Consider the following 24,125-nt stretch of genomic DNA (forward strand, 5'->3'; position numbering starts at 1 on the left):
AACGGGCCCAGGCGTCATCGCGAGCGGAGCGAAGCGACCCAGGGCAGCGCGCCCTGGATAAGCGTGGCGCTGCCTGGATTGCTTCGCTCCGCTCGCAAGGACGGAGCGGGCTGCGGCAGCCTTCACCGCCGCAGCCCTAGATCTCAGTTCAGGACCTTGCCGTCCGGTCCGACCTTGACCTCCTGCTCCTTGTCGGCGCCGGCGACCTTGATCTCGTACTGGACCGAGGAGCCGTCCTTCTCGACCTCGGCCTCGTAGGCCTTGCCGCCGCCGGCCTTCTGCTCGGCGATGGCCAGCGCGTCCTTCAGCGAGGTCTTGGCGTTCTGGAAGTCGGAGGCCTTCAGCCGGGTGAAGTAGCGCTCGAACGGCTGGTTCTCGGTCTTGTAGAGGGCGCCGGTATCGGCGTTGATGCCGTACTCGACGAGCTTGCCGCTCGGGTAGACGACCTTGATCGCGTAGTGGGCCGGATCCTTGCTGCCGGCCTTCTCGAAATCGGCGTCGATGGCGCGGCCGCCCTTCTCGTCGCCCTGCGACTCGGCGGTGGCCAGCGCCTGGGCGAGGCCGACCTTGGCGACCTTGGCGACCTGCCACTCCTTCATGTTGCTGTCGGCCTTCGTGGCCGGCTCGGCGGGCGTCGCGGTGGGCGTCTGGGCCAGGGCGAGGCCGGTGGAGAGGGCGAGGAGGCCGGCTGCGGCGGTGAGACGGGTGATCATGGCGGTGTGTCCCTTCGCGGGTTCGTTCACGGATGCGTGAAACGTCGCGTCCGGAAATCCGGTTGCCCGCGATCGGGAAAAAATTCGGGTCCCGTCGCCCGGGCGGGGCCGGGTCGGCGCCCGGGGCCGCGCGGGGTCGACGCCCGGCGAGACGGACGGCCGGCGCCCCTGTATGACACGCGGGCGATCCGGCGCGCCCCTCGGGGACGGCGGACGTCCCCCCGATGGAGCAGGCCATGACCGCGCACCAGCCCGAGCCCCTGGACGAGTTCACCCGCCTGCACGCCAAGCTGTCCGCCCTGGAGATCGTGCTCGGCGTCCTGATCGGGCGGCTCTCCGAGGAAAACCCGGAGATCCGCGAGGACGTGAAGCGCGACGTGGCGGCGATCCTGTCGGACCTGCCGATCGACGGCCCGAGCGAGGAGATGATCGCCGCCGAGGTCCGCCGCGCCGCCGAGGTACTGACCAGCGTGTCGATCGGCTGAGCCGTCAGCGCGGCGGCATCCGCAGTGCCCCGTCGAGCCGGATCGTCTCGCCGTTCAGCATCGGGTTCTCGCAGATGTGCCGGACGAGGTCGGCGTATTCCGACGGGCGGCCGAGGCGGGCTGGGAACGGCACGCTCTGGCCGAGCGTGTCCTGCACGTCCTGGGGCAGGCCCGCCATCATCGGGGTCTCGAAGATGCCGGGCGCGATGGTGACCACCCGGATGCCATGCCGGGCGAGTTCCCGGGCGATCGGCAGGGTCATGGACACCACCCCGCCCTTCGAGGCCGCGTAGGCGGCCTGCCCGATCTGGCCGTCGAAGGCCGCGATCGAGGCGGTGTTCACGATCACGCCCCGGGCGCCGGCCGCGTCCGGCGCCTCGCGGGCGATGGCGTCGGCGGCCAGCCGGATCATGTTGAACGTGCCCACGAGGTTGACCGAGACCGCCCGCGCGAAGGTCTCGAGCCGGTGCGGCCCGTCGCGGCCGACCACCTTCTCCCCCGGCGCGATGCCGGCGCAGTTCACGAGCCCGTGGAGGTGCCCGAACGCGTCGAGCGCCGCCCGGACCGCCGCCGCGCCGTCCGCCTCGCGGGTGACGTCCGTCTCGGCGAAGCGGGCCTGCGCCCCGAGGTCCGCCGCCACCCGGGCGCCGGCCTCCCGGGCGATGTCGGCCACGACCACCCGGGCCCCCGCCGCCGCGAGGCCCCGCGCCGCCGCCTCCCCGAGGCCCGAGCCCGCGCCCGTGACGATGAAGACCCGGTCCCTGATCATCGCGCTCGCCATCCTGGCTCCCCGCCGCTCCCGGGCGGCCGACGGCGCCCCGCGAGTCCCGAGGTAGCGCGGCGCCGCATCCGCCGGAAGGCGTCCGGCCCGGCAACGGCGCCCGTTCGGCCCGTGTGGCGATTGACGTGTGATATTTTCCCACATATATGCAGTGAAGATGACCCAATGTATTGGGTCAGAGAAATAAGTGTTTCTGAAAAGTTGCTCCGACGATCCATCGCGCGACGGCAAGTCGTTCGGCCGCGCATGGCCTGTCGTTCCCCGTATCCGGGCTGCGGGCCGGCCCGCCCCGTCATCCTCCGATCCCGGCCGTCCGGGAGCGGCCGCTCCCTCACGCCTGATCAGGACAGCCATGGGCGCCCACTGGATCGAGAATGCGGCCCGGCACTGGCGGCACGGGCAAATCGTCGGGCACCGCTTCGCCGCGCGACGTCCCGTCATCCGCGCGGCCCTCCGGGCGGCCGCGCCCGGCAGCGTGCTCCTCGCCGGCAATTCCCACGCGGAGCTCGTCGGCGCGCCGGATCTCGGCGGCCGGCCCTGCATCAACGTCGCGGTCGGCGGCAGCACCGCGGCCGATTGCGGCCGCCAGCTCGCGGCGCTGCGCGTCCCGGTCCGCTGCGCGGCCGCGGTGCTGATCACCGGCACCAACGACATACAGCGCTGGCGCCATCCCGAGCGGGCCCGGGTGGTCGACCGGTTCGAGGCCGATGTCCGGGACATCCTGCGCCGCTTGGAGGACTGGGCCGCGCAGGTCTTCGTCGCGGCGATCCCGCCGATCGGTGCCGGGGCGACCGGGCGCGATCCCGCCGCCGTCGCGGTCTTCTCGGATCGCCTCGCGGCACTCTGCGCCGCGGGGGGCCGCACCTTCTTCGACCCGTTCGCGCCGTGGCGATCCGGCACCGGCGGCCTCGCCGGTCTGGGCCTCCACCGGGACGGCGTGCATCTGGCCGACTACGCACCCCTGGCCGCGGCGCTCGCCAGCGCGGTGGTGCTCGATGCGCTCCCGCTCGCGCCCGTCCGGAGGCCCGTGCCGGCCGCGCCCCTGCGGATCCTGCGCGCCGCCTGGATCGGCCGGCCGTGAGGCTCCGCACGCGCCTCGCCGCGGCCCTGCGGCCGCCCGCGCGCGCCGGCGTGCAGCACTTGCCCCAGCGGCTCTGGCCCGGCGAGGAGGCGGCCTGGCGCGACGAGAACGGCGTCCGCCACCCGCGGGCGGTGCGCCGTGCCCTCGCGGCGCTGGCCGCCCTCGAACCCCACGGTCGCTACGGCGCCCGGATCGAGGGACGGGGCAAGGTCGTGACCGGCCCGGCCAGCGCGCTCGTCCTGCGCGACGCGGAGGCGGAGATCGGGTTCGTCCTCGGCCTCACGCCCGACGGGTACGGCGCGGAGCCGTTCTGAGCGGGTCCGGATCAGGGCGGGGTCGTGCACAGCAGGGTCGGCGCGCAGGCCGTCCGGAAGCCTGCCCGCGCGTAGAGGGCCTCGGTCCTGCCGTCGGCCGGGCATTGCAGGAAGACCTGAACCGCCCCCCGCGCCCGCGCCTCGCGCAGGGCCGCGACCGTCACGGCGGTGCCGAGGCCGCGGCGCTGCCGGTCGGCCCGCGTGCTGACATTGTACAGGCCCGCCGTCTCGCCGCGCAGGTAGAGGCTGGCGCACGCCGCCGGGCCGGCGGCGTCGCGCAGGACGAGGTGCAGGGTCACGAGGCCGTGCCGGCCCCGGGCCGCGCGCAGCGCCGGGATGTAGTAGCGGCGCAGATGCGTCCGCACGCCCGGCGCGTCGGACAGGTGGGCGAAGACCCTCTCGAAATCCGGCCCCGGCGCGGGCGTCGCCTGCACGGTGACGGCGCTGCCGGCCGGGGCCGGCGCCGGAAGCTCCCGCGCCACCATCCAGCGCGCCGGGTAGAGGATCGCGGGCTCGAACAGGGCGCGCAGCAGCGCGATCTCGCCGTCGTCCCGGGCCAGGAAGGCCGGCGCCCGCGCGCGCCCGAGGGCGGCCGCGCCCGCCCAGGCGAACTGGTCGGGACGGTGCACGCCGAAGGCGAAGTTCACGGTCGGGTCCGGGATGCTGCGCGACCAGACGTAGCCGGCGCCCCCGGGGCCGTGCTCGACGCCGTCGATCAGGGAGCCGGTGAGCGCGGCCACATGGGCGTCGCGCAGGGTCTCGAAGGTCGGTTCGGGCGCCTGCATGTCAGGCGGCCGTCCGAGCGGAGGCCCGCGCGGGGGACGGCGCCCGGGCCTCGGCGATGTCCCTGGCTGCGTCCCCGGCCGTGTCCCCGGCCGTGCCCGGACCTGCCTCCGCAGCCGTGTCCGCGCCCGCCTCCTGGCCGTGCCTGTCCATCCGCTCGCTCCTGCGCCGCTCGGGCTTCGACGGAGTGACGGTTGAGGCGGGGCGCCGTTCATGCTGTCGCACCCGGTGCCGGCGGACGGCGCCCGCACGAAACCTCTGAACGCCGGACGGGCCCATCCGTCAGGGAGGTGCCGGCGACGCGGAGGTGCCGGCGACGCGCGGAGGACGGATGACGGACGCTTCGAGCCAGCGGATGCGCGACGCGGGGGCGCATCCCCCGAAGCCGCGCGATGACGGGGCGCGGGAAACCGCGCGGGACGCCGCGCCGGTGCCCCTCACCCTGGAGGGGACCCGCGAAGTGCCGGTGATCCGCCTCGCCGAGCCGGTCGCGCCGGCGGCGGCCGCGGAGGCGATCCTGGCGCGCGCCGAGGCGCTGACCGCCCAGGACATGCAGGTCCTGCGCATCGTCGTCGCGGCCGATCCGGCGACGTCCGGACGGCTGCTCGATCTCGGCGCGGCCCGGGCCCTCGGTGACGGCGACGGGGTCGAGATCCTGCCGGGGCTCCTCTGGCAATGCGCCGCCCGCTGGCTCCCGCGGGCCCGGCCGCCCTTCCCCGAGCTGTTCACCGCCACGGCCGGCCGCCGCCACCCGCTGCGGCCCCGGACGCCCGCCGGCACGGTCTACGCGCGGGCGATCCCGTGGCTCGACCGGCGTCTGACCTTCCGCACGATGACGGAGCCCGGCGACGTCGCCCTGTTCTCGACCTGGATGAACGACCCCCGCATCGCCGCGATCTGGCAGGAGACCGGTACCCTGGAGGCGCACGCCGCCTACATCGCCGGGCTCCAGGCCGACTCCGCGACCCTGCCGCTGTTCGGCTGCCTCGACGGCAGGCCGTTCGGCTATTTCGAGCTGTACTGGGCGCGGGAGAGCCGCCTCGGGCCGCTCTACGAGGCCGGCTCCTACGACCGCGGCTGGCACGTCGCGATCGGCGACGCGTCCGTGCGCGGGCGGCCCGCGCTCTCGGCCTGGCTGCCGTCGCTGATGCACTACCTGTTCCTCGACGAGCCGCGCACGCAGCGCGTCGTCGGCGAGCCGCGGGCCGATCACGCCCAGCAGATCCGGAACCTCCACGGCTCCGGCTTCGCGACGATCGCGACCGTCGACTTCCCCCACAAGCGCGCGGCCCTGGTCGCGCTGTCGCGCGAGCACTTCGTGCGCGACCGGCTCTGGGTGCCGGGGGCGGCCGCCGCCGACGCCGCGCCGCGGCCTCCCGCGGTGCCCGCCTAGACCGCCCTCCGCGAACAGGGGTGCGCGTCCGGTGACGCCCCCGCCCCCGCCCACGGGTCCGTCGCCGGCGGGCTGATGATCGCCTGCGCCGGGCCGCGGCCGAGGTCCTGGCCGACGGGCGCGGTCCGGCGCCGCTGCCGGCCTGGGGCCTCGGCGCGCGCCGGGCAGGCGGCGCAGCGCCGGTCGAGGGCCGCGAGGCAGTGCAGGTGGCCGCGGCGCACGAGGCCGCACACCAGCGCGCGCGAGACCCCGAGCCGGGCCGCGATCTCGATCTGCGGAACGCCCTCGACCCGGTGGAGCTGGAAGACCGTGCGCACCGGCTCCGGCAGCTCGGCCACCGCGGCCTCCACCTGCCGCAGGGATTCCCGTGACGCCGCGGCCGCCTCGGGGGTCCCGGTGCCGGGATCGGCCGGGTCCGGCGCGGCGTCGAGGCCGGTGAACAGGCGCCGCTCGAGGCCCTGCCGCCGCGCCCGGTCCAGGGCGAGGTTGCGCACCATCCGCCCGACATAGGCGGCCTGGATCGCGGTCTCGGCCAGGGGCGGATCGGCGATCAGCCGGAGCAGCACGTCCTGGACCACGTCCTCCGCCTGGGCCGGGCAGCCGAGGATGCGGCGCGCCCGCGCCAGATAGGCGGCGCGATGGCGCTCGAACGCCGCGAGGTTCCATGATCCGCCGGGCGGAGGGCGGCCGGGCCGGCCCGGCGGGACCGCGGCGATCCCGTGGCCGGAGGGACCGGCGTCGCAGTTCCAGGTCGCCACTGTCCCGCTCACAAGCTCCCATCGGCACGGCGCGTGCAGGCGGGACGCGTAACACGCGGCTGTTCTGTGTAACAACGTCTATCTTCATGGATTGGAATTATTAAAACTCGAAATATCGACATCGGTTCGAGAGAATAGATGAAAGATCTGGACGTTCGCCCCGGCGCGGGGCGAGAAATCGTTCCGGATTCTGCATTCCACGGTGCCACGCCCGGGATCGGGCCGGCGGCCGCGCCGGATTTCCGGTCGCGCCAGGGTCCGTCGGCGCGTGTATGCTGGCGCTTCCTCGATTCGGCGCGCGGTGCGCGCGGCCGAACCCTTCCCCGCAGGATCGCGGCAGGAGAGCCAGCGCCGCGATGCCGTCCGTCGATACGCTCGTCCCGGTGGGTGCCTTCGCGCTGCTGGTCCTGGCGTTCGCCGTGAAGCACCTCGCTGCGGACTTCTTCCTTCAGACCAACTGGATGGCGCAGGGCAAGCAGCGGTCGTCCGCCTGGCTCGCGCCCCTCTGCGCCCATACCGGCCTGCACGGCCTCGGCACGCTGGCGATCGCGCTGACGGTGAAGCCGGCCCTGTGGTGGCTGGCGCTCGTCGATTTCGCGATCCACACGGGGATCGACCGCGGCAAGGTGCTGGTCGGTCGGCGGACGAGCCTGCCGCCCACGGACGCCCGGTTCTGGTGGCTGATCGGCATCGACCAGTTCCTGCACCAGGTCACCCATCTGGGGCTCGCCGTGGTGCTGGCGGCGGCCTGACCCCTGACCGGGAGAGCCGGCGCCGCCGGGCGCCTCACTGCATCTCGGCCTCGAGCAGCCGGTTCGTGTCGGAGACCTTGCCGGCCAGTTCCAGGATCAGGAAGCGCTGGAAGGCGAGCGCGAGGTCCGGGCGCTCCCGCTCCATCCGCGCGAGGGCGGCGCGGTCGATGACGACCACCCGGCAGGGGCTCTCGGCGACGGCGGTGGCGGTGCGCCGCCCGCCCTGGACCAGCGCGATCTCGCCGATCACCGTGCCGGCCGTGGTGGTGCGCAGGCGCAGGTTGCCGCGGCCGGGGACCTCCATCTCGATGGAGACGAGGCCCTGCTCCAGGAAGTAGAGGGCATCGGCCGCCTCCCCCTGGCGCATCAGCGCGGCGCCCGCCGCGAGCTCGCGGACCGTCAGGTAGGGCGCGAAGTCGTCCGGGCCGAACGTGCTGCCGAGCCGGTCGGCCATGTGCCGGGCGAAGACGGCGACTTCCCCCGGGCCGGCGCCGCCGGCCTCCGCCAGGAGCGTCGCCTCGGCGGCGCGCAGGGCCTCGTCCAGCGTGTCGAGGATCCGGACACGCGGGTCGGCGGTGAGGCCGTTGCGGGTGATCAGCAGGCGCGCGACCGGATCCACGTGGACCAGCAGCACCTCGAAGCGCCGCTGCTCGGCGAGCTGGCCGACCTTGCGGAACGCGATCAGCGCCGAGCTGTCGAGTCCCACGGTCTCGCGGAAATCCAGGATCAGCACGCGCAGATCCCCGGCCTCCGCGGCGGCCTGGCGGAAGATCGCCTGCGCGTTGAGGAAGAACAGGTAGCCCTGCAGGGTGTAGATCCGGGTCCGGCCGCCGGCCGCCTCGAGCCGCGCGGCGGCGTCGGGGCCGCGGATCACGCTGCTGCGCCGGTCCGCCCCGGAGAGCGACCGGCGGATCGCGCCGATCTGCCCGTACTGGACCCCGAAGATCAGGATCGCCAGCAGGACGCCGACGAGGAAGCCCGTGGTGGCCCCGAAATACGCGGTGGCGGTGCACACGACCAGCGCGATGGCGATCTCCCAGCCCGGCAGGGTCCGGCTGGCGACGCCGAGGTTGAACAGGAGCCCGATGCCGATGGCGATCAGGGCGCCGCCGGCCAGCGGGCGGGGCAGCAGCGCCAGGGGGCTCGCGCCGACGATGAGGAGCGCCGCCATGACCGCGAGGGTCAGCCACCAGCCGAGCCAGTGGCCGCCGCCGATGTTGTGCAGCAGCAGCGTCGAGGTCCGGCCGAAGCCCATCGCGGAGCTGCCGAACACGCTGCCGACCAGGTTGGTGGCGCCCGAGGCGACGAACATCCGGTCGATGTCGAGGTCGCGCCGGATCTCCAGCTCGACGCTCACCACGTAGAGGATCTGGATGATCACCGCCACGACGACCAGGGTGGCGATCTTGGGCCAGATCGGCAGGAGCAGGTGCGGATCGAAGGCCGTCAGGCTGCCGATGGCGGGCGGCCGCAGCAGCGTGCCCGTCGGCAGCGGCTCGATCAGCCATCCCGATGCCTGCCCGGCGGCGACGCTGGTGCCCGTCCAGGCCAGCCCGAGATGGACCACCGCGAGGCTCGACAGGATCACCGTCGGGTAGGTCCCCCAGTGCCGGACGATCCGGGGGAGGTAGAAGGCGCAGAACCCGATCACGAGGGTCAGGGCGATGCGCGCGAGCGCCCCGGCATCGATCCGGCCCGGATCGAGGTTCGCCGGATCGACGGCGTGGAGCAGGGCCGCGAGCGGGTCGTCGACATGGCCGCCGATCTGCACGCCGCTGCGCAGGAACAGCAGGCCGACGCCGCCGAGGAAGCCGGCGAGCACCGGGTAGGGCAGGAGCTGCACCAGCAGGGAGGCCCGCAGGGTGCCGAGCAGCGCGAAGATCACGCCGGTGGCGAAGGTCGAGACGCCGCAGGCGACGAGCACGAGCTGTCCGACCGTCTCCGGATCGGTGACGCCCGCGGCCTCGAGCTGCCCGGCGACCGCCGCGGCGATCGCCGCCTGCACGATCGCGGCCGCGCCGATGAAGGACAGCGAGATCCGCGCGGTGCGGCGGAGCGCGATGAAGACGAGGCTGCCCAGCACGTAGGCCGCAAGCAGCGCCGACAGGCCGGCCGCGCGGCTCTCCGCCAGCGGCCCCGAGAAGATGAGCTGGGAGTAGCTGATGAGGTCGAGGAGCAGCACCATCACGGTGACGGCCGCCGCCGCCCCGATGCGGGCCCCGCGCAGGATCGCCGCGCGGCCGCCGGCCGGGGATGCGGTCCCGGCGGACGTCAGGTCGGTTGTCGTCATCGGCACGGTACCCGCGTCTCGAAATCCCGATGGGCGCGGAGATCGCAGATCCCGGTGCAGATCCCGTGCGATCACGCGCACGGATCGTCGCCGAATCGCAGGACCTGACCTTGGCCACGCCAGTTCTCAACCGATGGCAGGCGCCGGCTTAAATTATCGTGCAGGCCGCTTCCGCGCGGCAGCATTGTGGGATCGCCGCGGTGGATCGCGCGGCGGATCGGCCGATCCGCCGCGCCGTCGGGGGCTCCCGGGTCGCGGCCGCCGCGACGGGCGTTCGGCCCTCAGCGCGCCTCGCTGACGCGCTTGGTCGCCCGCTGCTCCTTCTTGTAGGCGGTGATCGCCGCCGAGCAGTTCGGGGAGAGCTTCTTGAGGTTGGCCTTGAAGCAGGCCTCGACCTCCGGGCCGCCCGGCGCGTAGGCGCTGCAGAAATCCATGTAGTCGCCGGTGCAGTACTGCTTGAGGGCTTCCCGGGCCGGGGATTGCTCCGCGAAGGCCGCGGCGGGGCCGAGGCACAGACCGATGGCCAGGAGGGCCGTCTTGGTCGAAGTCATCGAAATCCTACGCTCGTCCAGGCCGCGCGAGCGGGTCGCGCGGCGATGGGCGGTGCGGATGGGCGCCAAGGATGGCATGACCATGACGTCCCGGCTGCCCGAACGCAGATCAGCCATGCCCCGTGCCGGCGGGGCCGCCGGTCAATGGGCGCTGACGCGGCGGGTCGGCACGAGGTCGTTGGCGATGATCTCGCCGAACGGGCCGTCGTTGCGGGCATTGCCGGCCGGCCGCCCGGTCGTGGCGCGCAGCGGCAGCTTCGGGAAGACCAGCTCGGCGAACCGGTAGGCCTCCTCCAGGTGCGGGTAGCCCGAGAGGATGAAGCGGTCGATCCCGAGATCGATGTACTCCTTCATCCGGTCGGCGACCTGGTCGGCCGAGCCGACCAGGGCCGTCCCGGCGCCGCCGCGGACGAGGCCGACGCCGGCCCAGAGGTTCGGCGCCACCACGAGCTTGTCGCGGCTGCCGCCGTGGAGCGCCATCATGCGGCTCTGGCCGACGGAATCCTGCCGCTTCAGGGTCTCCTGCGCCTTGGCGATAGTGGCGTCGTCGAGCTTCGAGATCAGCTGCTCGGCGGCCTCCCAGGCCGCGGCCTCGGTCTCGCGGGCGATGACGTGCAGGCGGATGCCGTACGAGAAGGTCTTGCCCTTCGCCTCGGCGGCCTGCCGGGCAGCGGCGATCTTCTCGGCGACCTGCGCCGGGGGCTCGCCCCAGGTGAGGTAGACGTCGCAATGCTCGGCCGCGACCGCCATGCCGGCCGCCGACGAGCCGCCGAAATAGAGCGGCGGATAGGGCTTCTGCACCGGCGGGAAGATCAGCCGGCCGTTCTCGGTGCGCAGGTGATCGCCCCGGAAGGTCACGGTCTCGCCCGCGAGCAGGCCGCGCCAGATCGTCAGGAACTCGTCGGTGACGGCGTAGCGTTCGTCGTGGGAGAGGAACACGCCGTCGCCGGCGAGTTCCACCGGGTCGCCGCCGGTGACGACGTTGATCAGGAGGCGCCCGTCCGAGATCCGGTCGAGGGTCGCGGTCATGCGGGCCGCCGCGGAGGGCTCCATCAGGCCCGGCCGCACCGCCACGAGGAAGCGCAGCTGCTTGGTCAGCGGCGCCAGTGCCGAGGCGACGATCCAGGAATCCTCGCAGGAGCGTCCGGTGGGCAGCAGCACGCCGTAATAGCCGAGCTCGTCCGCCCCCTGCGCGATCTGCCGGAGATAGCTGAGCGAGACGTCCCGGGCCCCCTCCCGCGCGCCGAGATAGCGGCCGTCGCCGTGGGTCGGCAGGAACCAGAGGACGTCGGCGCGCCCGTCATTGGCTGCTGTCATCGGAATCTCCTGTGCGGCCCGGTGGCCGGATGCGGAAAAGCCGGACCCGACTGCGCGGATCCGGTGATCGTCGAGAGCTAGGGCGGGCCGCCGCTTCCGGGAAACGGCGGCCCGCGTTCAGGCGGTCGGCTGCGATCCGAGCAGGTGATCGAGGATGCGGCCCTCGAGGCGGGCGAGGTCCGGATCCCCGCGCCGGCGCGGCCGCGGCACGTCGACCCGCAGGTCGAGGGCGATCCGGCCGGCCTCGACCACGAGGATGCGGTCGGCCAGCGCCACGGCCTCGGTGACGTCGTGCGTGACGAGGAGCGCGGTGAACCCCTGCGCCCGCCAGATCCGCTCGATCAGGTCCTGCATGCCGATCCGGGTCAGGGCGTCGAGGGCGCCCAGCGGCTCGTCGAGGGCGAGCAGGCCCGGCCGGCTCACCAGCGCCCGGGCCAGGGCCACGCGCTGGCGCTGGCCGCCCGACAGGGTGGCGGGCCACTGCCCGGCCTTGTCGGCGAGGCCGACCTCGGCGAGCGCCGCCAGTGCCCGCTCCCGGCGCTCGGCCCGGGAGCCGTGCCCCGACAGGCCGACCGCCACGTTGTCGACGACCCGCGCCCAGGGCAGCAGCCGCGGCTCCTGGAACATGATCCGCTTCGGCGGCTCGGACCGGCGCGGGGAGCGTTCCGGCCCCTCCAGGTCGATCCGCCCGCCCGTGGGCGTGTCGAGCCCGAGGATGAGGCGCAGCAGGGTGCTCTTGCCGCAGCCGGAGCGGCCGACCACCGCGGTGAACCCGCCGGCCGGCAGGAACAGGTTCAGGCCCTCGATGACGGCGGTGCCGTCGAAGCTCTTGTCCAGGTCGCGGACGGTGACGGCGATCCCGCGGGCCGGCGGCGAGGGGGGCGAATCCGCGGGCAGATCCGCGGGCAGATCCGCTTGCCTGTGCCCCGGGGCGGGGCCGGGCGCCGGGCGCGGGTCCGCGCCCGGGTCGGGAAGCGCCTCGCGGCGGACGGCGTCGAGCAGCATCAGGCGCTCCTGTAGGCGGGGTTCCAGGCGAGGCAGGCGCGCTCGAGCTGGCGGGTCAGGGCGTCGGCGAACTTGCCGAGGGCGGCGTAGATCAGGATCGCCAGCACGACGACGTCGACCAGCATGAACTCCCGGGCCTGCATGGCCATGTAGCCGAGCCCCGACGAGGCCGAGATCGTCTCGGCGACGATCAGCGTCAGCCACATGATGCCCAGCGCGTAGCGCAGGCCCACGAAGATCGACGGCAGGGCGCCGGGCAGCACCACGCGGGTGAACAGCTCGGTGCGGGACATGCCGTAGACCCGGCCCATCTCCACGAGGCCCGGATCCACCGAGCGGATGCCGTGCAGGGTGTTGGCGTAGATCGGGAAGAACACGCCGAGCGCCACGAGGAACAGCTTGGCCTCCTCGCCGATGCCGAACCACAGGATCACCAGCGGGATCAGCGACAGGTGGGGCACGTTGCGCACCATCTGCACCGAGGTGTCGGTGAGCCGCTCCGACAGGCGCGACAGGCCGTTGGCGAGGCCGAGCGCGAAGCCGATGCCGCCGCCGATCACGAAGCCCGCCAGCGCCCGCAGGGTGCTGACGCCGAGATTGGTCCAGAGCTCCCCGGTTCGCCCGGCCTCCCAGCCGGCCCGGACCACGTCGAGGGGCGCCGGCATGAAGCGGTTGGAGACGAGGCCGGCCGAGACCGCGGCCTGCCAGCCGAGCAGGATGGCGGCCGGCAGCAGCCAGGGCACCGCGGAGTCGCGCAGGCGAACGAGCTTCGAGGGGCGCATCAGCGGTTCTCCGTCCGCTTCTCGGACTTGAGGGCGTCCGCGGGCCGGGGGGGCGTCCAGACCGCGTCGGCGACCCGGACGGGCTTCGGCAGGAGCCCGAGACGGTGGAAGCTGTCGGCGACCTTCTGCTGGTCGGCGATCGCGGCCGCGTCGAGGGGCGCGACGCCGTAGGACAGGCGGCCGAGCGCCACGGCGAGGACCGGCGCGGGGATGCCCACCGAGGGCGCCAGTTCCGCCGCCACGGCGTCGGCATGGCCCTCGGCCCAGGCGTCGATCTCCCCGATCGCCTGCAGCACGGCCGAGACGATCGCGGGGCTGGTGTCGGTGAAGCCGCGCCGGGACAGGTAGAACTGGCGGTTGGGGGCGAGCGCGTGCCCGTCGACCCCGCGCCCGTCGACCAGGACCCGGGCGCCCGTGGCGCGCTCGGCGGCGGCCTGGAACGGGTCCCAGATCACCCAGGCATCGACGGAGCCGCGCACGAAGGCGGCGTTGGCGTCGGCCGGCGCCAGGTAGGCGAGCGTCACCGCGTCGTAGGGGACGCCCGCCTGCTCCAGGGCGCGCACCAGCAGGTAGTGGACGTTCGATCCCTTGTTGAGGGCGACGGTCTTGCCGCGCAGGTCGGCGACGCTGCGGATCGGGCTGTCCTTGGGCACGAGGATCGCCTCGCCCCGCGGCGCCGGCGGCTCGGCGGCCACGTAGCGCAGCTCCGGGCTCGCGGCCTGGGCGAAGATCGGCGGCGCCTCGCCGGCCGAGCCGAAATCGATCGCCCCGGCATTCAGCGCCTCCAGGAGCGGCGGGCCGGACGGGAACTCGGACCACGCCACCGCGGTGCCGAGGGGCTGGAGGGCCTTCTCCAGGGTGCCGCGGGCCTTCAGCAGCACGAGGGACCCGTATTTCTGGTAGCCGATCCGGATGCTGCCGGCCGCGCGGGCGGGCCGCAGCAGCGCGGCCGCCGCGAGGCCGAGGCCGGCGGACAGGAGGAGGCGGCGGTTCGGGGCGGGGGCGCCGGCGGATGACAGGGACAGCGCGCGGGGCGATCGGTCGGTCATGGCTCTCTGCGGTCGGTCTCAGCCGTTGCGGGCGGGGGGCGTCCAGACCGCGTCGGCGATGCGGATCGGCTTGGGGATCAGCTTCAGGGCGTGGAAGCGGTCGGCGACCCGCTGCTGCTCGGCGGCGACGCGGTCGGTCATCGGTCCGATCACGTAGTCGGTCCGGTCCACCGCCCGCCGCGTCGCGGCCAGCGGCACGCCGGTGCCCTGCGACAGGAGTTCCGCCACCGCGCCGCGATTCTGCGTGCACCAGGCCGCCACCTCGCCCAGGGCGTCGATCGCCGCGGTGAGGACCGGGGCCCGGCTCTCCGCGAAGGGCCGGCTCGCCAGGAAGAAGTTGTTCTGCGGGGTCACGTCGGTGGCGCGCACCAGCACGCGCACGCCCTCCCCCTGCTCGGCGATGGCGAAGTACGGGTCCCAGATCGTCCAGGCGTCGATGCTGCCCCGGGCGAAGGCGGCCGCGGCGTCCGCGGGCGCCAGCGTCACCGGCTCGATGTCGGCGTAGCTCAGGCCGGCCTTCTCCAGCGCCGCGATGGTCAGGTTGTGGGAGCTCGACGCCTTGGCGAAGGCGACGCGCTTGCCCTTGAGCTCGGCGAGGCTGCGGATCTCCGAGCCCTTCGGCAGCAGGATCCCGGCGCCGGAGCCGCCGGCCTCCTGGGCGGCCGCGTAGACGAGGTTGGAGCGCGCGGCCTGGGCGAAGATCGGCGGGGCGTCGCCGGTCTGGCCGAGATCGATCCCGTCCAGCGACAGGGCCTCCAGCAGCGGCGGCCCGAAGGAGAACTCGACCCAGCGCACCGCGTATCCGAGGGGCTCCAGGCGCTTCTCGATGATCTTCTGCTGCTTGGCGACGACTAGGATGCCGTTCTTCTGGTAGCCGATCCGCAGCACGCCGGGCTCGGCCGCCCGGGCGCCCGGGACGAGGGCCGGCGCGAGGGGCAGGGCCGCGAGGGCGGCCAGCAAGGCGCGACGGTCGAGCATCGGCCGGCTCACTCGGCGGCGGCGAGGGTGAGCGGCGCCGCGGCCGCCCGGTGCACGAGCAGCGCGGCGAGCTGCCCGCCGGCCTCGCGGGCGCGGGCGCGCACCCCGGCCTCCGTCAGCGCGCCGTCGCTGAAATCGGGATCGGAGGCGTAGACCGCGGTCGGGATCTGGAGCGCCCCGAAGAAGCCGAAGAGCGGCCGGAACGCGTGCTCGACCACGAGGGCGTGGCGCGCGCCGCCGCCCGTGGCCACGATCGCCACGGGCTTTCCGGCGAGCGCCCCCGGATCGACCAGGTCGAACAGGTGCTTGAACAGGCCGGTATAGGCGCCCTTGTAGACCGGCGAGCCGACGACCAGCCCGTCCGCCTCCTCGATGGCCGCGAGCACGCCGCGCGCGGTCGGCGCGAGCTGGTCGCGGGTCCAGGCGGCGCCGAGGCCGGTCCCGGCATCGACGAAGTCGAGGATCTCCGCGTCGAGAGAGGCCTGGGCGCTGGCCTCGCGGAGCACGGCATCCACCAGCGTGCGGGTCTTCGAGGGCCGCTGCACGTTGGCGCTCAGCCCGACGAGTCTCGGTCGTGTCATTCCGGATGCCTTGCTGCGAGACAGGATGACGGACCGCCCCGATCCCGAAGAACGGAGGTTGCGCGGCCGGACATCCGAACAGGCCGCTAGAATTGATGGCTGCGACTTCCGCCGTCAATGAAACGGCGTTCCCAATTGACCGGTGAAGGAAAAACGTTCTCCCCGAAATCGGGCGATCAATATGGAATTTCATCTCGGCCGCCGCGCAGAACGGGCGCGAGATCTTGCGTGCCGGCGGTTCATCCGCGCGAGAGGCGGGGCTTTATTCTCTCGGAGCGCCCGGCGGGAGAAGCATGTTCTCGGTACGCGGGCGGACCTGGAACCGAATCGCCAAGCCCGGGATCCGGGGCGGAGGGGGAATCCGGTGCGACCGGAACGCTGCCCGCGGTGACACCTTCGCGGTCGTCACCGTCGTCATCGCCGCCGTCATTGCCGCCATCCTCGACGACGCGCCCGGGCGGCTCCGGATCGGAGGGCGGTGCCTACTTGCGGACGAGGAGGTGCTGCACGGTGCCGTCGTCGCCGTACTTGGTCCACATCTGCGCGCAGGCCTCCTCGGGACGCTCGCGGAGCTGCGCCAGCTCCGCGTCGAGGTCGTGCTGCAGGGCGACAGAGCGCTTCTTCGTGAAGAAGTCCGCGTGATTCAGATGGTTCTCGCGCGAGAACTGACGGAAGCGCTCCGTGTCGATCCGGACGGCCGGACAGTGTCTCGCGGCCAGATCGGCCTCGATCCCCGGGCGGAGCGCCGGAACGTCCTTCTGCAAGGACGAGCGACGGGCTTCGGCCCAGGTGCCGAACACGGCCCAGGCCAGTGCGGCCGCCACGAGAGGAGCAAATCTATTCATCGCAAGACGTATCGCTGTGCTGCGACATCCCAAATCTCGCACCTGCGATAAGTTCGATCTGGGCCGCGGAACGCAAGACACTTCTGTGTGAAAGCGCACACCCCGCGACCGGCGCGGCGCCGGGGCCGGAACCCGGACGGCCTCAGTAGGCCGGGACGACGCGCGTCTCGGGCAGCGGCGCCCGCATGGTGAAGTGCAGCCCGGCCGGCTGGAAATCGAAGGCGATCTCCGCCTGGCACTGGACCTTCAGGACGCGCTGCAGCAGCGTCGAGCCGAAGCCCTTCCGCGTCGGCACCGCCGTGGCCGGGCCGCCCCGCTCGGTCCAGTCGAGGTGGAGCATGCGGGCGGCCGGCGTCTGCTCGATATCCCACCGGATCGCGATCCGGCCCTCCGGGACCGACAGGGCGCCGTGCTTGGCCGCGTTGGTCGTCAGCTCGTGGATGGCCATGCCGGTCGGGACCGCGAGGTCGCCCATCAGGTCGATCGCGGGGCCGTCCAGCTGGATGCGGGCGCCCTCGACGTCGTTGTAGGGCCCGAGCTCGTTCATCAGCATCTCGCGCAGGGGCGCCTGCTGCCAGTAATCCTCGGTCAGGAGATTGTGGGTCTTGGCCAGCGAGATCACCCGCGCCGAGAACGACGCGTAGAACGCGTCGACGCTGGTCGCGGACCGGGCCGAGGCCCCGAGCAGCGCCTGCACGGTGGCCAGCGTGTTCTTCACCCGGTGATGCAGCTCGCGGATCAGGAGCGCCTGCCTCTCGGTCGTGCGCTCGCGCTCCTCGAGATGGGCGCGCGCCTCGAGCTGCCGGCGCTTGGCGCGGTGGGCGGAGCGGGCCGCCATGACCAGCGTCGCCGGGTGGAACGGGCGTTCCAGCACGCTGACGTTGCCGAGCATGTCGGTCAGCTGCGCGTTGGGCTCGGCGCCCCGCAGCCGCAGGAGGATGAACGGGAAATCGGACCAGGGCGGCTGCGCGGCGATCCAGTCCGCCAGGGCCTGGCGGTTCGAGGACAGCAGCGCCTCCTCGGTGAGGACCGCGCAGGCGGCCGCGTCGAGCCGGGAGACCACGTCCGCGAGGCTGGCGCACACCTGTGCCGCGATCCGCGCCTCGCCGAGGATCGCTGCGGCGACGGCGGCGTCGCGGCCACCCGGCGCGAAGATGAGAACCGGCAGTTCAGCCTCGGTCATCAGCCGCGCGGGTCGGCAGGAGCGACGACCGCTCACCCTCGAATGTCGGAACGCCGGTCATGATACCTCGGAACGCGCTGAGCGGTTCGCCAACGCGGATCCCGCCGGAGTCGATCCGCAATTCGCGGATCGTGTCCTCGTGGCTGCCGGTCCGCTTCTTCACGACCGAGATCGCGCGCCGCAGCCGCCCGTCGGCCTCGAAGGTGCGGAACAGCAGGATCGTGTCGCTGAGGTAGGTGAGGTCGACAGTCGCGCCCATCGCCCCGATCATGCCGTGCTGGGCCAGGACGAGGAGCGAGAGCACGCCCTGCTGGTTCAGGTAGGTCAGCAGCTCGTGCATCTGCAGGAGCAGGTAATTCTCCTCCGGCATGGCGTTGTGATAGCCGGTCAGGGAGTCGATCACGACCGTCGTCACGCCCCGGTGCTCGACCGCGTTCTGGACGATGTCGGCGAGTTCGCCGGGCGAGACCTCTGCCGGGTCGATCTGCTCGACGATGAGCGATCCGGCGGCGATCGCGTCGTCGACCGGCATGGCGAGACCGCGGGCCCGGCGACTGAGGACGCCGGTGGTCTCGTCGAAACTGAGGATCAGCGCGCGCTCGCCGCGGGCGATCGCCGCGGTGACGCAGGTGAGCGCCACCGTCGACTTGCCGACGCCGGACGGTCCGATCAGCATCGTGCTGGTGCCCCGGTCGAGGCCGCCGCCGAGCAGCTGGTCCAGCTCGGGGCTGCCCGTGCCGCACCGGTCGTCGGGGAAGGTGCCGAGATGCTCGGCCGCGACGAGGCGCGGGAACACCGTGAGCCCGCCGCGCCGGATGACGTAGTCGTGGAAACCGCCCCGGAACGGCGTGCCGCGCATCTTGATCACGCGCAGGCGCCGCCGCTCGCCGCCGTACAGGGGCGCGAGCTGCTCCAGCCGGATCACGGCGTGGCTGAGGCTGTGCAGGTTCAGGTCGTCCGTCTCGGCGGTGAGATCGTCGAGGAGCAGCGCCGTGGTGTTCTGGATGAGCAGGAAGCTGCGCAGGGCGTGGACCTGCCTGCGGTAGCGCAGCGATCCCTGCGAGAGCAGCCGGATCTCCGAGAGGCTGTCGAACACCACGCGCTGCGGCTTGAGCCGCTCGATCTCGGCGATCGCCATCCGGACGGTCTCGCCGAGCTCGAGGTCGGACGAGTGGACGAGGCTCTGCTGCTGCCCGGGGTCGAGGCTGAGTTCCGGCGCGACGAGCTCGCAGATCTCGATGCCGTCGAGGGACCAGCCGTGGCGCTCCGCGACGTTCAGGAGCTCGCGCCGGCTCTCCGAGAGCGTGATGTACAGGCAGCGCTCGCCCCGGCGCACGCCGTCGAGGAGGAACTGCATCGCCAGCGTCGTCTTGCCGGATCCGGGCCGCCCCTCGATGAGGTGCGAGCGCTGGGACGCGTAGCCGCCGGCCAAGATGTGGTCGAGGCCGGTCACCCCGGTGGAGACCGGTGCCGCGTCGTGATCGGTCACTGCCATGTCGAGGTCTCTGCCGTCGTCCCACGGGCGGGCGGCCCGTCGACCGCGCGACGGTACGCGGAGCCCGGTCTCGTACACGAAGCCGCGCGCAGCGCGAAACGCCGCCGCGCGGCCGGCACCGCGCGCCTGCCCGACGGGCGCGCGGCGCGGCGCTACCCCCCGCGGGTCCGGGAACCGGCGCGCACGGGCCTCGCGGCCGCGGGACGGCCCCTCCCCCGGTCAGGTCGGAAGGCCCGGCGCCCGCATGGGGCGGGCGCCGGGGCGGTCAGGGCGTCACTGGCTGCCCGGGCCCTTCGCGAGGCCGGCCAGGGTGAACAGGTCCACCGACAGCTTCGCGCCGATCACGAAGGCGTCCGGGATCGGCTTCGGGCGGAACGGGAAGCGGGTCTGGTCCGGGTCGATCACGTATTGCAGGTTCGGCATCAGCCGCACCGCCGGGGTGAGCTGGATGCCGTAGCTCAGCTCCAGGATGGTCTGCAGGGACTCGACGTTCCGGGTGCCGAGCCCCAGCGACGCGCGCGCCGCCCGGATGTTGGCCGTGCCCAGGGGCGAGAGCTTCTCCATGGCGAAGACGAGGCCGAGGGTGTCGTAGGGCCGACCCGGGAAGGTGCCGGTCAGCACGGCGCCGCCCTCCAGGAAGTAATCCTGGGTCTGCCGGCCGCCGGTGCCGCCGATCACGACGCCGAACACAGACAGGCCCTGGACGCCGCTCGGGTCCGGCCGCCAGACCATCTGGTCGAAGCGCGCGTAGACCGCCGACCGCCCGAACCGGGTCAGCGGATCGAGGCCGCTGAAGACCTGAGCCCCGCCCCGCCGGTCGAGCACGGGATCCGTGTAGTCCGACCGGTCGAAGACGGCGCCGATGCTGTAGTTGCGCGGCAGCGGATCGTTGCCGAAATTGGTCGAGTAGCCGACCTCCACCGGCACCAGGAATCCGGTGGCGCCGCTGGTCGACCAGTCGATGCCGTTCCGGGTCGGCAGCTGGTCGCGCGGGTTCACCTCGTAGATGCCAGCGTGCAGGAACACCCTGTCGGTGACCCAGGCCTTGGCATGGCCGCCCCAGGTCGCGATCGGCCAGTAGGTGAAGTTCGTCAGCTTGAAGATGGACTTGGGCGCGCCGCAGGTCGCGTTGTTCTGGAAGTTGCAGTAGAGCGGCGAGGCCAGGAAGTTGGGGTTGGCGAGCAGGTGGCCCACCTCGATGTCGAGGCGGTTGTCGAGCAGCTTCTGCTGGTAGGACAGCAGCGTCAGGTGGGCGGTCTGGCCGCCGCCGTAGATCTCCTGCACGCTGCCGTTGAAGCCGATGTCATCCTGCGCCAGGCTCCGGCCGTGGCGCTGGGTGACGACGGTGTGGACCGAGCCGCCGTCGATGCCGGCGAGGCGGCCGAGGTCGGCGTCGTGGCCGAACGCGATCTGGCCCGCATAGGCCGATCCCTGCCGGATGCCGCCGGACGGGTTGGCGGCGAACTCGCCCGTGTAGTTCAGGACCATGCTGATCCCGTTGCCGAGATCGAGGGTGCCCGGCGGCAGGGTGGGCGGCGTCGCGCTGCTGCCCTGCACGTCGAGGCTGGCGGCGGCGCTGCTGGCGCCCGAGAAGCTCCGCGCCTCCCGGATGACCCGCCGCCGGGCGCGGTTCGCCCGGTACCGGGCCTTCTGCGCCGGGCTCGCCTTCGGTCCCGGATTCACCGGGGTCGGTCCCCCGTCCGGTGCCGTCGCCTCGACCTGCGCGACCGCCGGGCCCGCGCCCGCCGTGATCGACGCGGCGCAGAACGCCAGCGCGGCCCATCGCCAATGCTTTGCCCGATGCTTGCCCCTATGCTTTCCCATGTGTGACTCCCCCTTAACCGCGCGGCCTTGCCTGGCTCTGTCGCGTTCGTGTCCCGCAGGGGGGCCTCCCGGTCAGTCCGTGAAGGCCTCCACCGCGCGGCGCTCGCCGCGCATGAAGGCGTCGGCGGCGTGGATCAGCGGATTCAGGTCGACGTCGCTTGTGCCGGAGCGGACCAGGGCGGCGAAGCGGTCGTAGAGGCCGCGGTACTCCGCCTCGGGCGGGAGCGGCTGGTCGCGGCCGGCGATCGACAGGGCGGCCCCGCCCCGCGACAGGACCAGGGGGCCGTCGTCGGTCTCGACGCGGATGTCCCAGGTCTGCGGCCCGGTCTGGCGCCAGTCGAACCGGGCGCGGATCGGGGTGCCGGCGGCGTCCGCGAAGTGCAGGTCGGCGGCGATCGGCGACTGCCGGTTCTCCGGCACCGACAGGGTCGCGCCGGTGAGGAAGAACGGCGGCAGGATGTGGGTGGCGATCGACAGGGCGTTGATCCCCGGATCGAACACGCCCATCCCGCCCGCGTCCCAGATCCAGTCCTGGCCCGGGTGCCAGTGCCGGACATCCTCCAGCCAGGCGATCGCCACCGACCGGATCCTGCGGCCCGACAGCCACCGGCGGGCGGGCTCCACCCCCGGCGCGCAGCGGGAGTGCCAGCTCGCGAACAGGCTCACGCCCCGGTCCCGCGCGGCCTCGACCAGGAGCCCGACCTCGGCCAGCGTCGCGCCCGGAGGCTTCTCGAGGAAGACGTGGCGTCCGGCCGCGATCGCCGCCAGGGCCGCCGCGCACCGCGCCTGCGGCGGCTGGCACAGGGCGACGGCGTCGAGGTCGCCGTGCGCCGCCAGCATCGCCTCCAGGCTGCCGTAGCTCGGCACCCCGTCGAGACCGCCGTGCCGGCTCGCCACCGCCACGAGCGCGTAGTCCGGCGAGGCGGCGATGGCCGGCAGGTGCTGGTCGCGGGCGATCTTGCCGACGCCCACGAGGCCGATGCGGATCGGGGCCGCCATGTCAGAGCACCCGCACGGACGGCGCGTCCGCCGGCGCGAGCGCCAGCGGGTTGCGCAGGGGCAGCGTGAACGGCGCCGCCGCGATCTCGAACACGTCGCCCGGCCGGGTCGCGACGCCGTCGCTGAACGACAGGGTCGCGGTCCCGAAGAAGTGGACGTGCACGTCGCCGGGGCGCCGGAACGGCGCGTACTTGAAGTGGTGCAGCTCCAGATTGGCGATGCTGTGGGACATGTTGGCCTCCCCGGACAGGAACGGCTTCTCCCAGAGCACGGCTCCGTCGCGCAGGATGCGGCTCGTGCCGCGCACGTCCGGCGGCAGGGCCCCGAGCCACAGCTCCGGGCCGAGGGCGGCCGGGCGGAGCTTGGAATGGGCGAGCCACAGGTAGTTGCCGCGCTCGGTCACGTGGTCGGAGAACTCGTTCGCCAGGGCGAAGCCGAGGCGCACCGGCGTTCCGTCGGCGTCGATCAGGTAGATCCCGGCGATCTCCGGCTCCTCGCCGCCGTCGCGGGCGAAGGCGGGCGAGACCAGCGGCTCGCCGCAGGCGACCAGGCTGGAGCCGTCGCCCTTGTAGAACCACTCGGGCTGCGCGCCGGCCTCGCCCGGTGCCGGCTTGCCGCCCTCGACGCCCATCCGGAACATGCGCATCGAATCGGTCGGCGCCGGGTCGGCCGCGTCCGCGCGGTGCATCGCGTCGCGGCCCTCGGCGGAGCCGAGATGCGTCAGGCCGGTGCCGCTCAGCAGGAGGTGCGCGTGATCGGCGTGATCGACGGGCGGCAGGAGCCGGACCGCGTCGAGATCGACGGGCGCGCCGAGCCCCGCGCGCTCCGCCGTCGCCGCCAGATCGTCCCCCGCGGCGAGGGCCCTCCGCGCCAGGGCGAGCACGCTTTCGACGCCGAGCACCCGCCGCGCCCGGCCGTCGGCGAGCAGCGCGACGCCGCGCTGCCCATCGGCGGTGCGAAATTGTAGGAGTGATCGTCCCATCTGTGTCCTCCCGGGGACGACCTCTTCGGGGCGTCCTGAACGCGCGGCCGTCGAGGGTCGCGCGGCGGCCCGTCAGTGGCCGGGTTGCGGGGCGCGAGCGCCGTCGATCCGGCGCGCCAGGTCCCGGTGGCGGGCCGGGCGCGGGAACCGCTCGGTCGCCAGCGGCCCGACCGCGCCGTCGCGGCCGCTTGAGGTCGCCGGGAACAGGCCGCCCTGCACCATCGCGGGGGCGACCCCCGCGCCGGCCCGGACGCTGCCACGGGCCGTGACGGCCCCTGTCGATTCACTACTCATACAATTAGGCTAGAGTAGTTCGCCTCCGGTCGCAAGCGCGGCCGCGCCTTCGGTGCGGCGGGCGTTCCTCTTTGCGCTCCTACAACTTCAGGATACGATCACGCCGTTCCTGCCCCGACCCGGTGGCCCGGACCGGAGGTGGATGCGGTGAGGCAGGAGCGGAGCTCGGAGAACGTGACGCTGCCCCTCGCCTCGGGGTCGCGCCGCATCCACGGCTCGGTCGCCCGCGATCTGGGCGCGGCGATCCTCGGCGGCCGCTACGCGCCCGGGGACGTGCTGCCCGGCGAGATCGAATTCTCTGAGAAATTGAACGTCTCGCGCACCGCCTATCGCGAGGCGATCCGCATCCTGAGCGCGAAGGGGCTCGTCGAGAGCCGCCCGCGCACCGGCACCCGCGTCAGCCAGCGCAGCCGCTGGAACCTGCTCGATCCCGACATCCTGGCCTGGGCCTTCGAGTCGGAGCCGAGCGAGTCCTTCATCCGCGACCTGTTCGAGCTGCGGATGATCGTCGAGCCGGCCGCGGCCGCGCTCGCGGCCGAGCGGCGCTCCGGCCTCGACATCGCCCGGATGGGGCACGCCCTGGAGGAGATGGGCCGCCACGGCCTCGCCACCGAGGCCGGGCGGGCGGCCGACCAGGCCTTCCACAACACGATCCTGGAAGCGGCCCGCAACGGCGCGCTGATCGCCCTGTCGAGCTCCATCGCCGCCGCGGTCACGTGGACGACGATCTTCAAGCACCGCCGCCAGGGCCTGCCCCGGGATCCGATGCCGGATCACCGCGCCCTCTACGACGCGATCGTGGCGGGCGACCCGGACGCCGCCCGCGCGACGATGACCGAGCTGGTCCGCCTCGCCCTCGCCGACACCGAGCTGGCGATGCGGCCCTGACG

At 73.3% G+C, this 24,125-nt stretch carries 24 protein-coding genes; 6 read left to right on the forward strand and 18 right to left on the reverse strand.

Annotated features, from left to right (window positions below):
• Window positions 1-143: 143 nt before the first annotated feature.
• Window positions 144-713: a PepSY domain-containing protein gene (locus ACLBX8_RS26515; protein ID WP_020094795.1), complete on the reverse strand. Its 570-nt coding sequence runs from the start codon at window positions 711-713 to the stop codon at window positions 144-146.
• Between the two features lie 236 nt (window positions 714-949).
• On the opposite strand from ACLBX8_RS26515, the gene ACLBX8_RS26520 reads away from it, so the two are divergent.
• Window positions 950-1,198: a hypothetical protein gene (locus ACLBX8_RS26520; protein WP_447716043.1), complete on the forward strand. Its 249-nt coding sequence runs from the start codon at window positions 950-952 to the stop codon at window positions 1,196-1,198.
• A 4-nt stretch (window positions 1,199-1,202) separates the two neighbouring features.
• Here the strand turns inward: ACLBX8_RS26520 and ACLBX8_RS26525 are convergent, their stop codons facing one another.
• Window positions 1,203-1,979 carry an SDR family NAD(P)-dependent oxidoreductase gene (locus ACLBX8_RS26525; RefSeq protein WP_447716044.1) on the reverse strand — a complete coding sequence of 259 codons (777 nt, stop codon included), beginning with the start codon at window positions 1,977-1,979 and terminating at the stop codon, window positions 1,203-1,205.
• Between the two features lie 352 nt (window positions 1,980-2,331).
• Between ACLBX8_RS26525 and ACLBX8_RS26530 the strand changes: the two genes are divergently transcribed.
• Both ACLBX8_RS26530 and ACLBX8_RS26535 read left to right on the forward strand, forming a co-directional pair.
• Window positions 2,332-3,060, forward strand: coding sequence for an SGNH/GDSL hydrolase family protein (locus tag ACLBX8_RS26530; RefSeq protein ID WP_447716045.1), 729 nt, complete (start codon window positions 2,332-2,334; stop codon window positions 3,058-3,060).
• A complete protein-coding gene (locus ACLBX8_RS26535) occupies window positions 3,057-3,374 on the forward strand; it encodes a hypothetical protein (RefSeq protein WP_447716046.1) in 318 nt (105 codons plus the stop codon). The genes ACLBX8_RS26530 and ACLBX8_RS26535 overlap by 4 nt, the downstream gene beginning before the upstream one ends.
• An 11-nt stretch (window positions 3,375-3,385) precedes the next feature.
• Here the strand turns inward: ACLBX8_RS26535 and ACLBX8_RS26540 are convergent, their stop codons facing one another.
• Window positions 3,386-4,159: a GNAT family N-acetyltransferase gene (locus ACLBX8_RS26540; protein ID WP_132367844.1), complete on the reverse strand. Its 774-nt coding sequence runs from the start codon at window positions 4,157-4,159 to the stop codon at window positions 3,386-3,388.
• Window positions 4,160-4,488: 329 nt separating this feature from the next.
• Here ACLBX8_RS26540 and ACLBX8_RS26545 point away from each other — a divergent pair, with 329 nt between their 5' ends.
• Window positions 4,489-5,550, forward strand: a complete 1,062-nt coding sequence (locus ACLBX8_RS26545) for a GNAT family N-acetyltransferase (protein WP_447716047.1) — start codon at window positions 4,489-4,491, stop codon at window positions 5,548-5,550.
• Here ACLBX8_RS26545 and ACLBX8_RS26550 read toward each other — a convergent pair.
• Window positions 5,547-6,320, reverse strand: coding sequence for a sigma-70 family RNA polymerase sigma factor (locus tag ACLBX8_RS26550; RefSeq protein ID WP_447716048.1), 774 nt, complete (start codon window positions 6,318-6,320; stop codon window positions 5,547-5,549). The genes ACLBX8_RS26545 and ACLBX8_RS26550 overlap by 4 nt on opposite strands.
• A gap of 344 nt (window positions 6,321-6,664) precedes the next feature.
• Between ACLBX8_RS26550 and ACLBX8_RS26555 the strand changes: the two genes are divergently transcribed.
• On the forward strand, window positions 6,665-7,060 hold the full coding sequence (locus tag ACLBX8_RS26555; RefSeq protein ID WP_447716049.1) for a DUF3307 domain-containing protein: 396 nt from the start codon (window positions 6,665-6,667) through the stop codon (window positions 7,058-7,060).
• A 34-nt stretch (window positions 7,061-7,094) separates the two neighbouring features.
• On the opposite strand, the gene ACLBX8_RS26560 is transcribed toward ACLBX8_RS26555, so the two are convergent.
• The 14 genes from ACLBX8_RS26560 to araD1 all read right to left on the reverse strand — a co-directional run bounded on the left by ACLBX8_RS26560 (window position 7,095) and on the right by araD1 (window position 22,941).
• Window positions 7,095-9,350, reverse strand: coding sequence for a cyclic nucleotide-binding domain-containing protein (locus ACLBX8_RS26560; RefSeq protein ID WP_447716082.1), 2,256 nt, complete (start codon window positions 9,348-9,350; stop codon window positions 7,095-7,097).
• A 281-nt stretch (window positions 9,351-9,631) separates the two neighbouring features.
• Entirely contained in the window at window positions 9,632-9,901 is a 270-nt protein-coding gene (locus ACLBX8_RS26565; protein WP_012318328.1) for a hypothetical protein, read from the reverse strand.
• A 141-nt stretch (window positions 9,902-10,042) separates the two neighbouring features.
• On the reverse strand, window positions 10,043-11,218 hold the full coding sequence (ssuD, locus tag ACLBX8_RS26570; RefSeq protein WP_447716050.1) for an FMNH2-dependent alkanesulfonate monooxygenase: 1,176 nt from the start codon (window positions 11,216-11,218) through the stop codon (window positions 10,043-10,045).
• A gap of 117 nt (window positions 11,219-11,335) precedes the next feature.
• The gene (locus ACLBX8_RS26575) at window positions 11,336-12,223 is read right to left on the reverse strand and encodes an ABC transporter ATP-binding protein (RefSeq protein ID WP_447716051.1); all 888 of its coding nucleotides are present in this window, start codon (window positions 12,221-12,223) and stop codon (window positions 11,336-11,338) included.
• On the reverse strand, window positions 12,223-13,005 hold the full coding sequence (ssuC, locus tag ACLBX8_RS26580; protein WP_447716052.1) for an aliphatic sulfonate ABC transporter permease SsuC: 783 nt from the start codon (window positions 13,003-13,005) through the stop codon (window positions 12,223-12,225). The genes ACLBX8_RS26575 and ssuC overlap by 1 nt, the downstream gene beginning before the upstream one ends.
• Window positions 13,005-14,054, reverse strand: a complete 1,050-nt coding sequence (locus ACLBX8_RS26585; protein ID WP_447716053.1) for a sulfonate ABC transporter substrate-binding protein — start codon at window positions 14,052-14,054, stop codon at window positions 13,005-13,007. Before ACLBX8_RS26585 ends, ssuC begins: the two co-directional genes overlap by 1 nt.
• An 18-nt stretch (window positions 14,055-14,072) precedes the next feature.
• Entirely contained in the window at window positions 14,073-15,032 is a 960-nt protein-coding gene (locus tag ACLBX8_RS26590; protein ID WP_100253461.1) for an aliphatic sulfonate ABC transporter substrate-binding protein, read from the reverse strand.
• Between the two features lie 8 nt (window positions 15,033-15,040).
• Window positions 15,041-15,613 carry an FMN reductase gene (msuE, locus tag ACLBX8_RS26595; RefSeq protein WP_447716054.1) on the reverse strand — a complete coding sequence of 191 codons (573 nt, stop codon included), beginning with the start codon at window positions 15,611-15,613 and terminating at the stop codon, window positions 15,041-15,043.
• A 482-nt stretch (window positions 15,614-16,095) separates the two neighbouring features.
• Window positions 16,096-16,458 (reverse strand): hypothetical protein, encoded by a 363-nt coding sequence (locus ACLBX8_RS26600; RefSeq protein ID WP_091980646.1) that lies wholly within the window; start codon window positions 16,456-16,458, stop codon window positions 16,096-16,098.
• A 142-nt stretch (window positions 16,459-16,600) separates the two neighbouring features.
• Window positions 16,601-17,641 carry a sensor histidine kinase gene (locus ACLBX8_RS26605; protein WP_447716055.1) on the reverse strand — a complete coding sequence of 347 codons (1,041 nt, stop codon included), beginning with the start codon at window positions 17,639-17,641 and terminating at the stop codon, window positions 16,601-16,603.
• The gene (locus ACLBX8_RS26610) at window positions 17,628-19,136 is read right to left on the reverse strand and encodes an ATPase domain-containing protein (protein WP_447716056.1); all 1,509 of its coding nucleotides are present in this window, start codon (window positions 19,134-19,136) and stop codon (window positions 17,628-17,630) included. Before ACLBX8_RS26610 ends, ACLBX8_RS26605 begins: the two co-directional genes overlap by 14 nt.
• A 273-nt stretch (window positions 19,137-19,409) precedes the next feature.
• Entirely contained in the window at window positions 19,410-20,960 is a 1,551-nt protein-coding gene (locus tag ACLBX8_RS26615; protein WP_447716057.1) for a carbohydrate porin, read from the reverse strand.
• Window positions 20,961-21,032: 72 nt separating this feature from the next.
• A complete protein-coding gene (locus tag ACLBX8_RS26620) occupies window positions 21,033-21,959 on the reverse strand; it encodes a Gfo/Idh/MocA family protein (RefSeq protein WP_447716058.1) in 927 nt (308 codons plus the stop codon).
• Between the two features lies 1 nt (window position 21,960).
• On the reverse strand, window positions 21,961-22,941 hold the full coding sequence (gene araD1, locus ACLBX8_RS26625) for an AraD1 family protein (protein ID WP_447716059.1): 981 nt from the start codon (window positions 22,939-22,941) through the stop codon (window positions 21,961-21,963).
• A 468-nt stretch (window positions 22,942-23,409) separates the two neighbouring features.
• Here araD1 and ACLBX8_RS26630 point away from each other — a divergent pair, with 468 nt between their 5' ends.
• Window positions 23,410-24,123 (forward strand): FadR/GntR family transcriptional regulator, encoded by a 714-nt coding sequence (locus ACLBX8_RS26630; protein WP_244491948.1) that lies wholly within the window; start codon window positions 23,410-23,412, stop codon window positions 24,121-24,123.
• Window positions 24,124-24,125 lie beyond the last annotated feature (2 nt).

It is taken from the genome of Methylobacterium sp. D48H (genome assembly GCF_053345715.1).

Coding starts and splice junctions, on each gene's coding strand:
- ssuD (WP_447716050.1), bottom strand. CDS start 11,218: ATGACAGCAGCCAATGACGGGCGCGCCGACGTCCTCTGGTTCCTGCCG.
- ssuC (WP_447716052.1), bottom strand. CDS start 13,005: ATGCGCCCCTCGAAGCTCGTTCGCCTGCGCGACTCCGCGGTGCCCTGG.
- ACLBX8_RS26555 (WP_447716049.1), top strand. CDS start 6,665: ATGCCGTCCGTCGATACGCTCGTCCCGGTGGGTGCCTTCGCGCTGCTG.
- ACLBX8_RS26605 (WP_447716055.1), bottom strand. CDS start 17,641: ATGACCGAGGCTGAACTGCCGGTTCTCATCTTCGCGCCGGGTGGCCGC.
- msuE (WP_447716054.1), bottom strand. CDS start 15,613: ATGACACGACCGAGACTCGTCGGGCTGAGCGCCAACGTGCAGCGGCCC.
- ACLBX8_RS26545 (WP_447716047.1), top strand. CDS start 4,489: ATGACGGACGCTTCGAGCCAGCGGATGCGCGACGCGGGGGCGCATCCC.
- ACLBX8_RS26515 (WP_020094795.1), bottom strand. CDS start 713: ATGATCACCCGTCTCACCGCCGCAGCCGGCCTCCTCGCCCTCTCCACC.
- ACLBX8_RS26530 (WP_447716045.1), top strand. CDS start 2,332: ATGGGCGCCCACTGGATCGAGAATGCGGCCCGGCACTGGCGGCACGGG.
- ACLBX8_RS26575 (WP_447716051.1), bottom strand. CDS start 12,223: ATGCTGCTCGACGCCGTCCGCCGCGAGGCGCTTCCCGACCCGGGCGCG.
- ACLBX8_RS26620 (WP_447716058.1), bottom strand. CDS start 21,959: ATGGCGGCCCCGATCCGCATCGGCCTCGTGGGCGTCGGCAAGATCGCC.
- araD1 (WP_447716059.1), bottom strand. CDS start 22,941: ATGGGACGATCACTCCTACAATTTCGCACCGCCGATGGGCAGCGCGGC.
- ACLBX8_RS26610 (WP_447716056.1), bottom strand. CDS start 19,136: ATGGCAGTGACCGATCACGACGCGGCACCGGTCTCCACCGGGGTGACC.
- ACLBX8_RS26600 (WP_091980646.1), bottom strand. CDS start 16,458: ATGAATAGATTTGCTCCTCTCGTGGCGGCCGCACTGGCCTGGGCCGTG.
- ACLBX8_RS26560 (WP_447716082.1), bottom strand. CDS start 9,350: ATGACGACAACCGACCTGACGTCCGCCGGGACCGCATCCCCGGCCGGC.
- ACLBX8_RS26525 (WP_447716044.1), bottom strand. CDS start 1,979: ATGGCGAGCGCGATGATCAGGGACCGGGTCTTCATCGTCACGGGCGCG.
- ACLBX8_RS26565 (WP_012318328.1), bottom strand. CDS start 9,901: ATGACTTCGACCAAGACGGCCCTCCTGGCCATCGGTCTGTGCCTCGGC.
- ACLBX8_RS26615 (WP_447716057.1), bottom strand. CDS start 20,960: ATGGGAAAGCATAGGGGCAAGCATCGGGCAAAGCATTGGCGATGGGCC.
- ACLBX8_RS26590 (WP_100253461.1), bottom strand. CDS start 15,032: ATGCTCGACCGTCGCGCCTTGCTGGCCGCCCTCGCGGCCCTGCCCCTC.
- ACLBX8_RS26520 (WP_447716043.1), top strand. CDS start 950: ATGACCGCGCACCAGCCCGAGCCCCTGGACGAGTTCACCCGCCTGCAC.
- ACLBX8_RS26585 (WP_447716053.1), bottom strand. CDS start 14,054: ATGACCGACCGATCGCCCCGCGCGCTGTCCCTGTCATCCGCCGGCGCC.
- ACLBX8_RS26540 (WP_132367844.1), bottom strand. CDS start 4,159: ATGCAGGCGCCCGAACCGACCTTCGAGACCCTGCGCGACGCCCATGTG.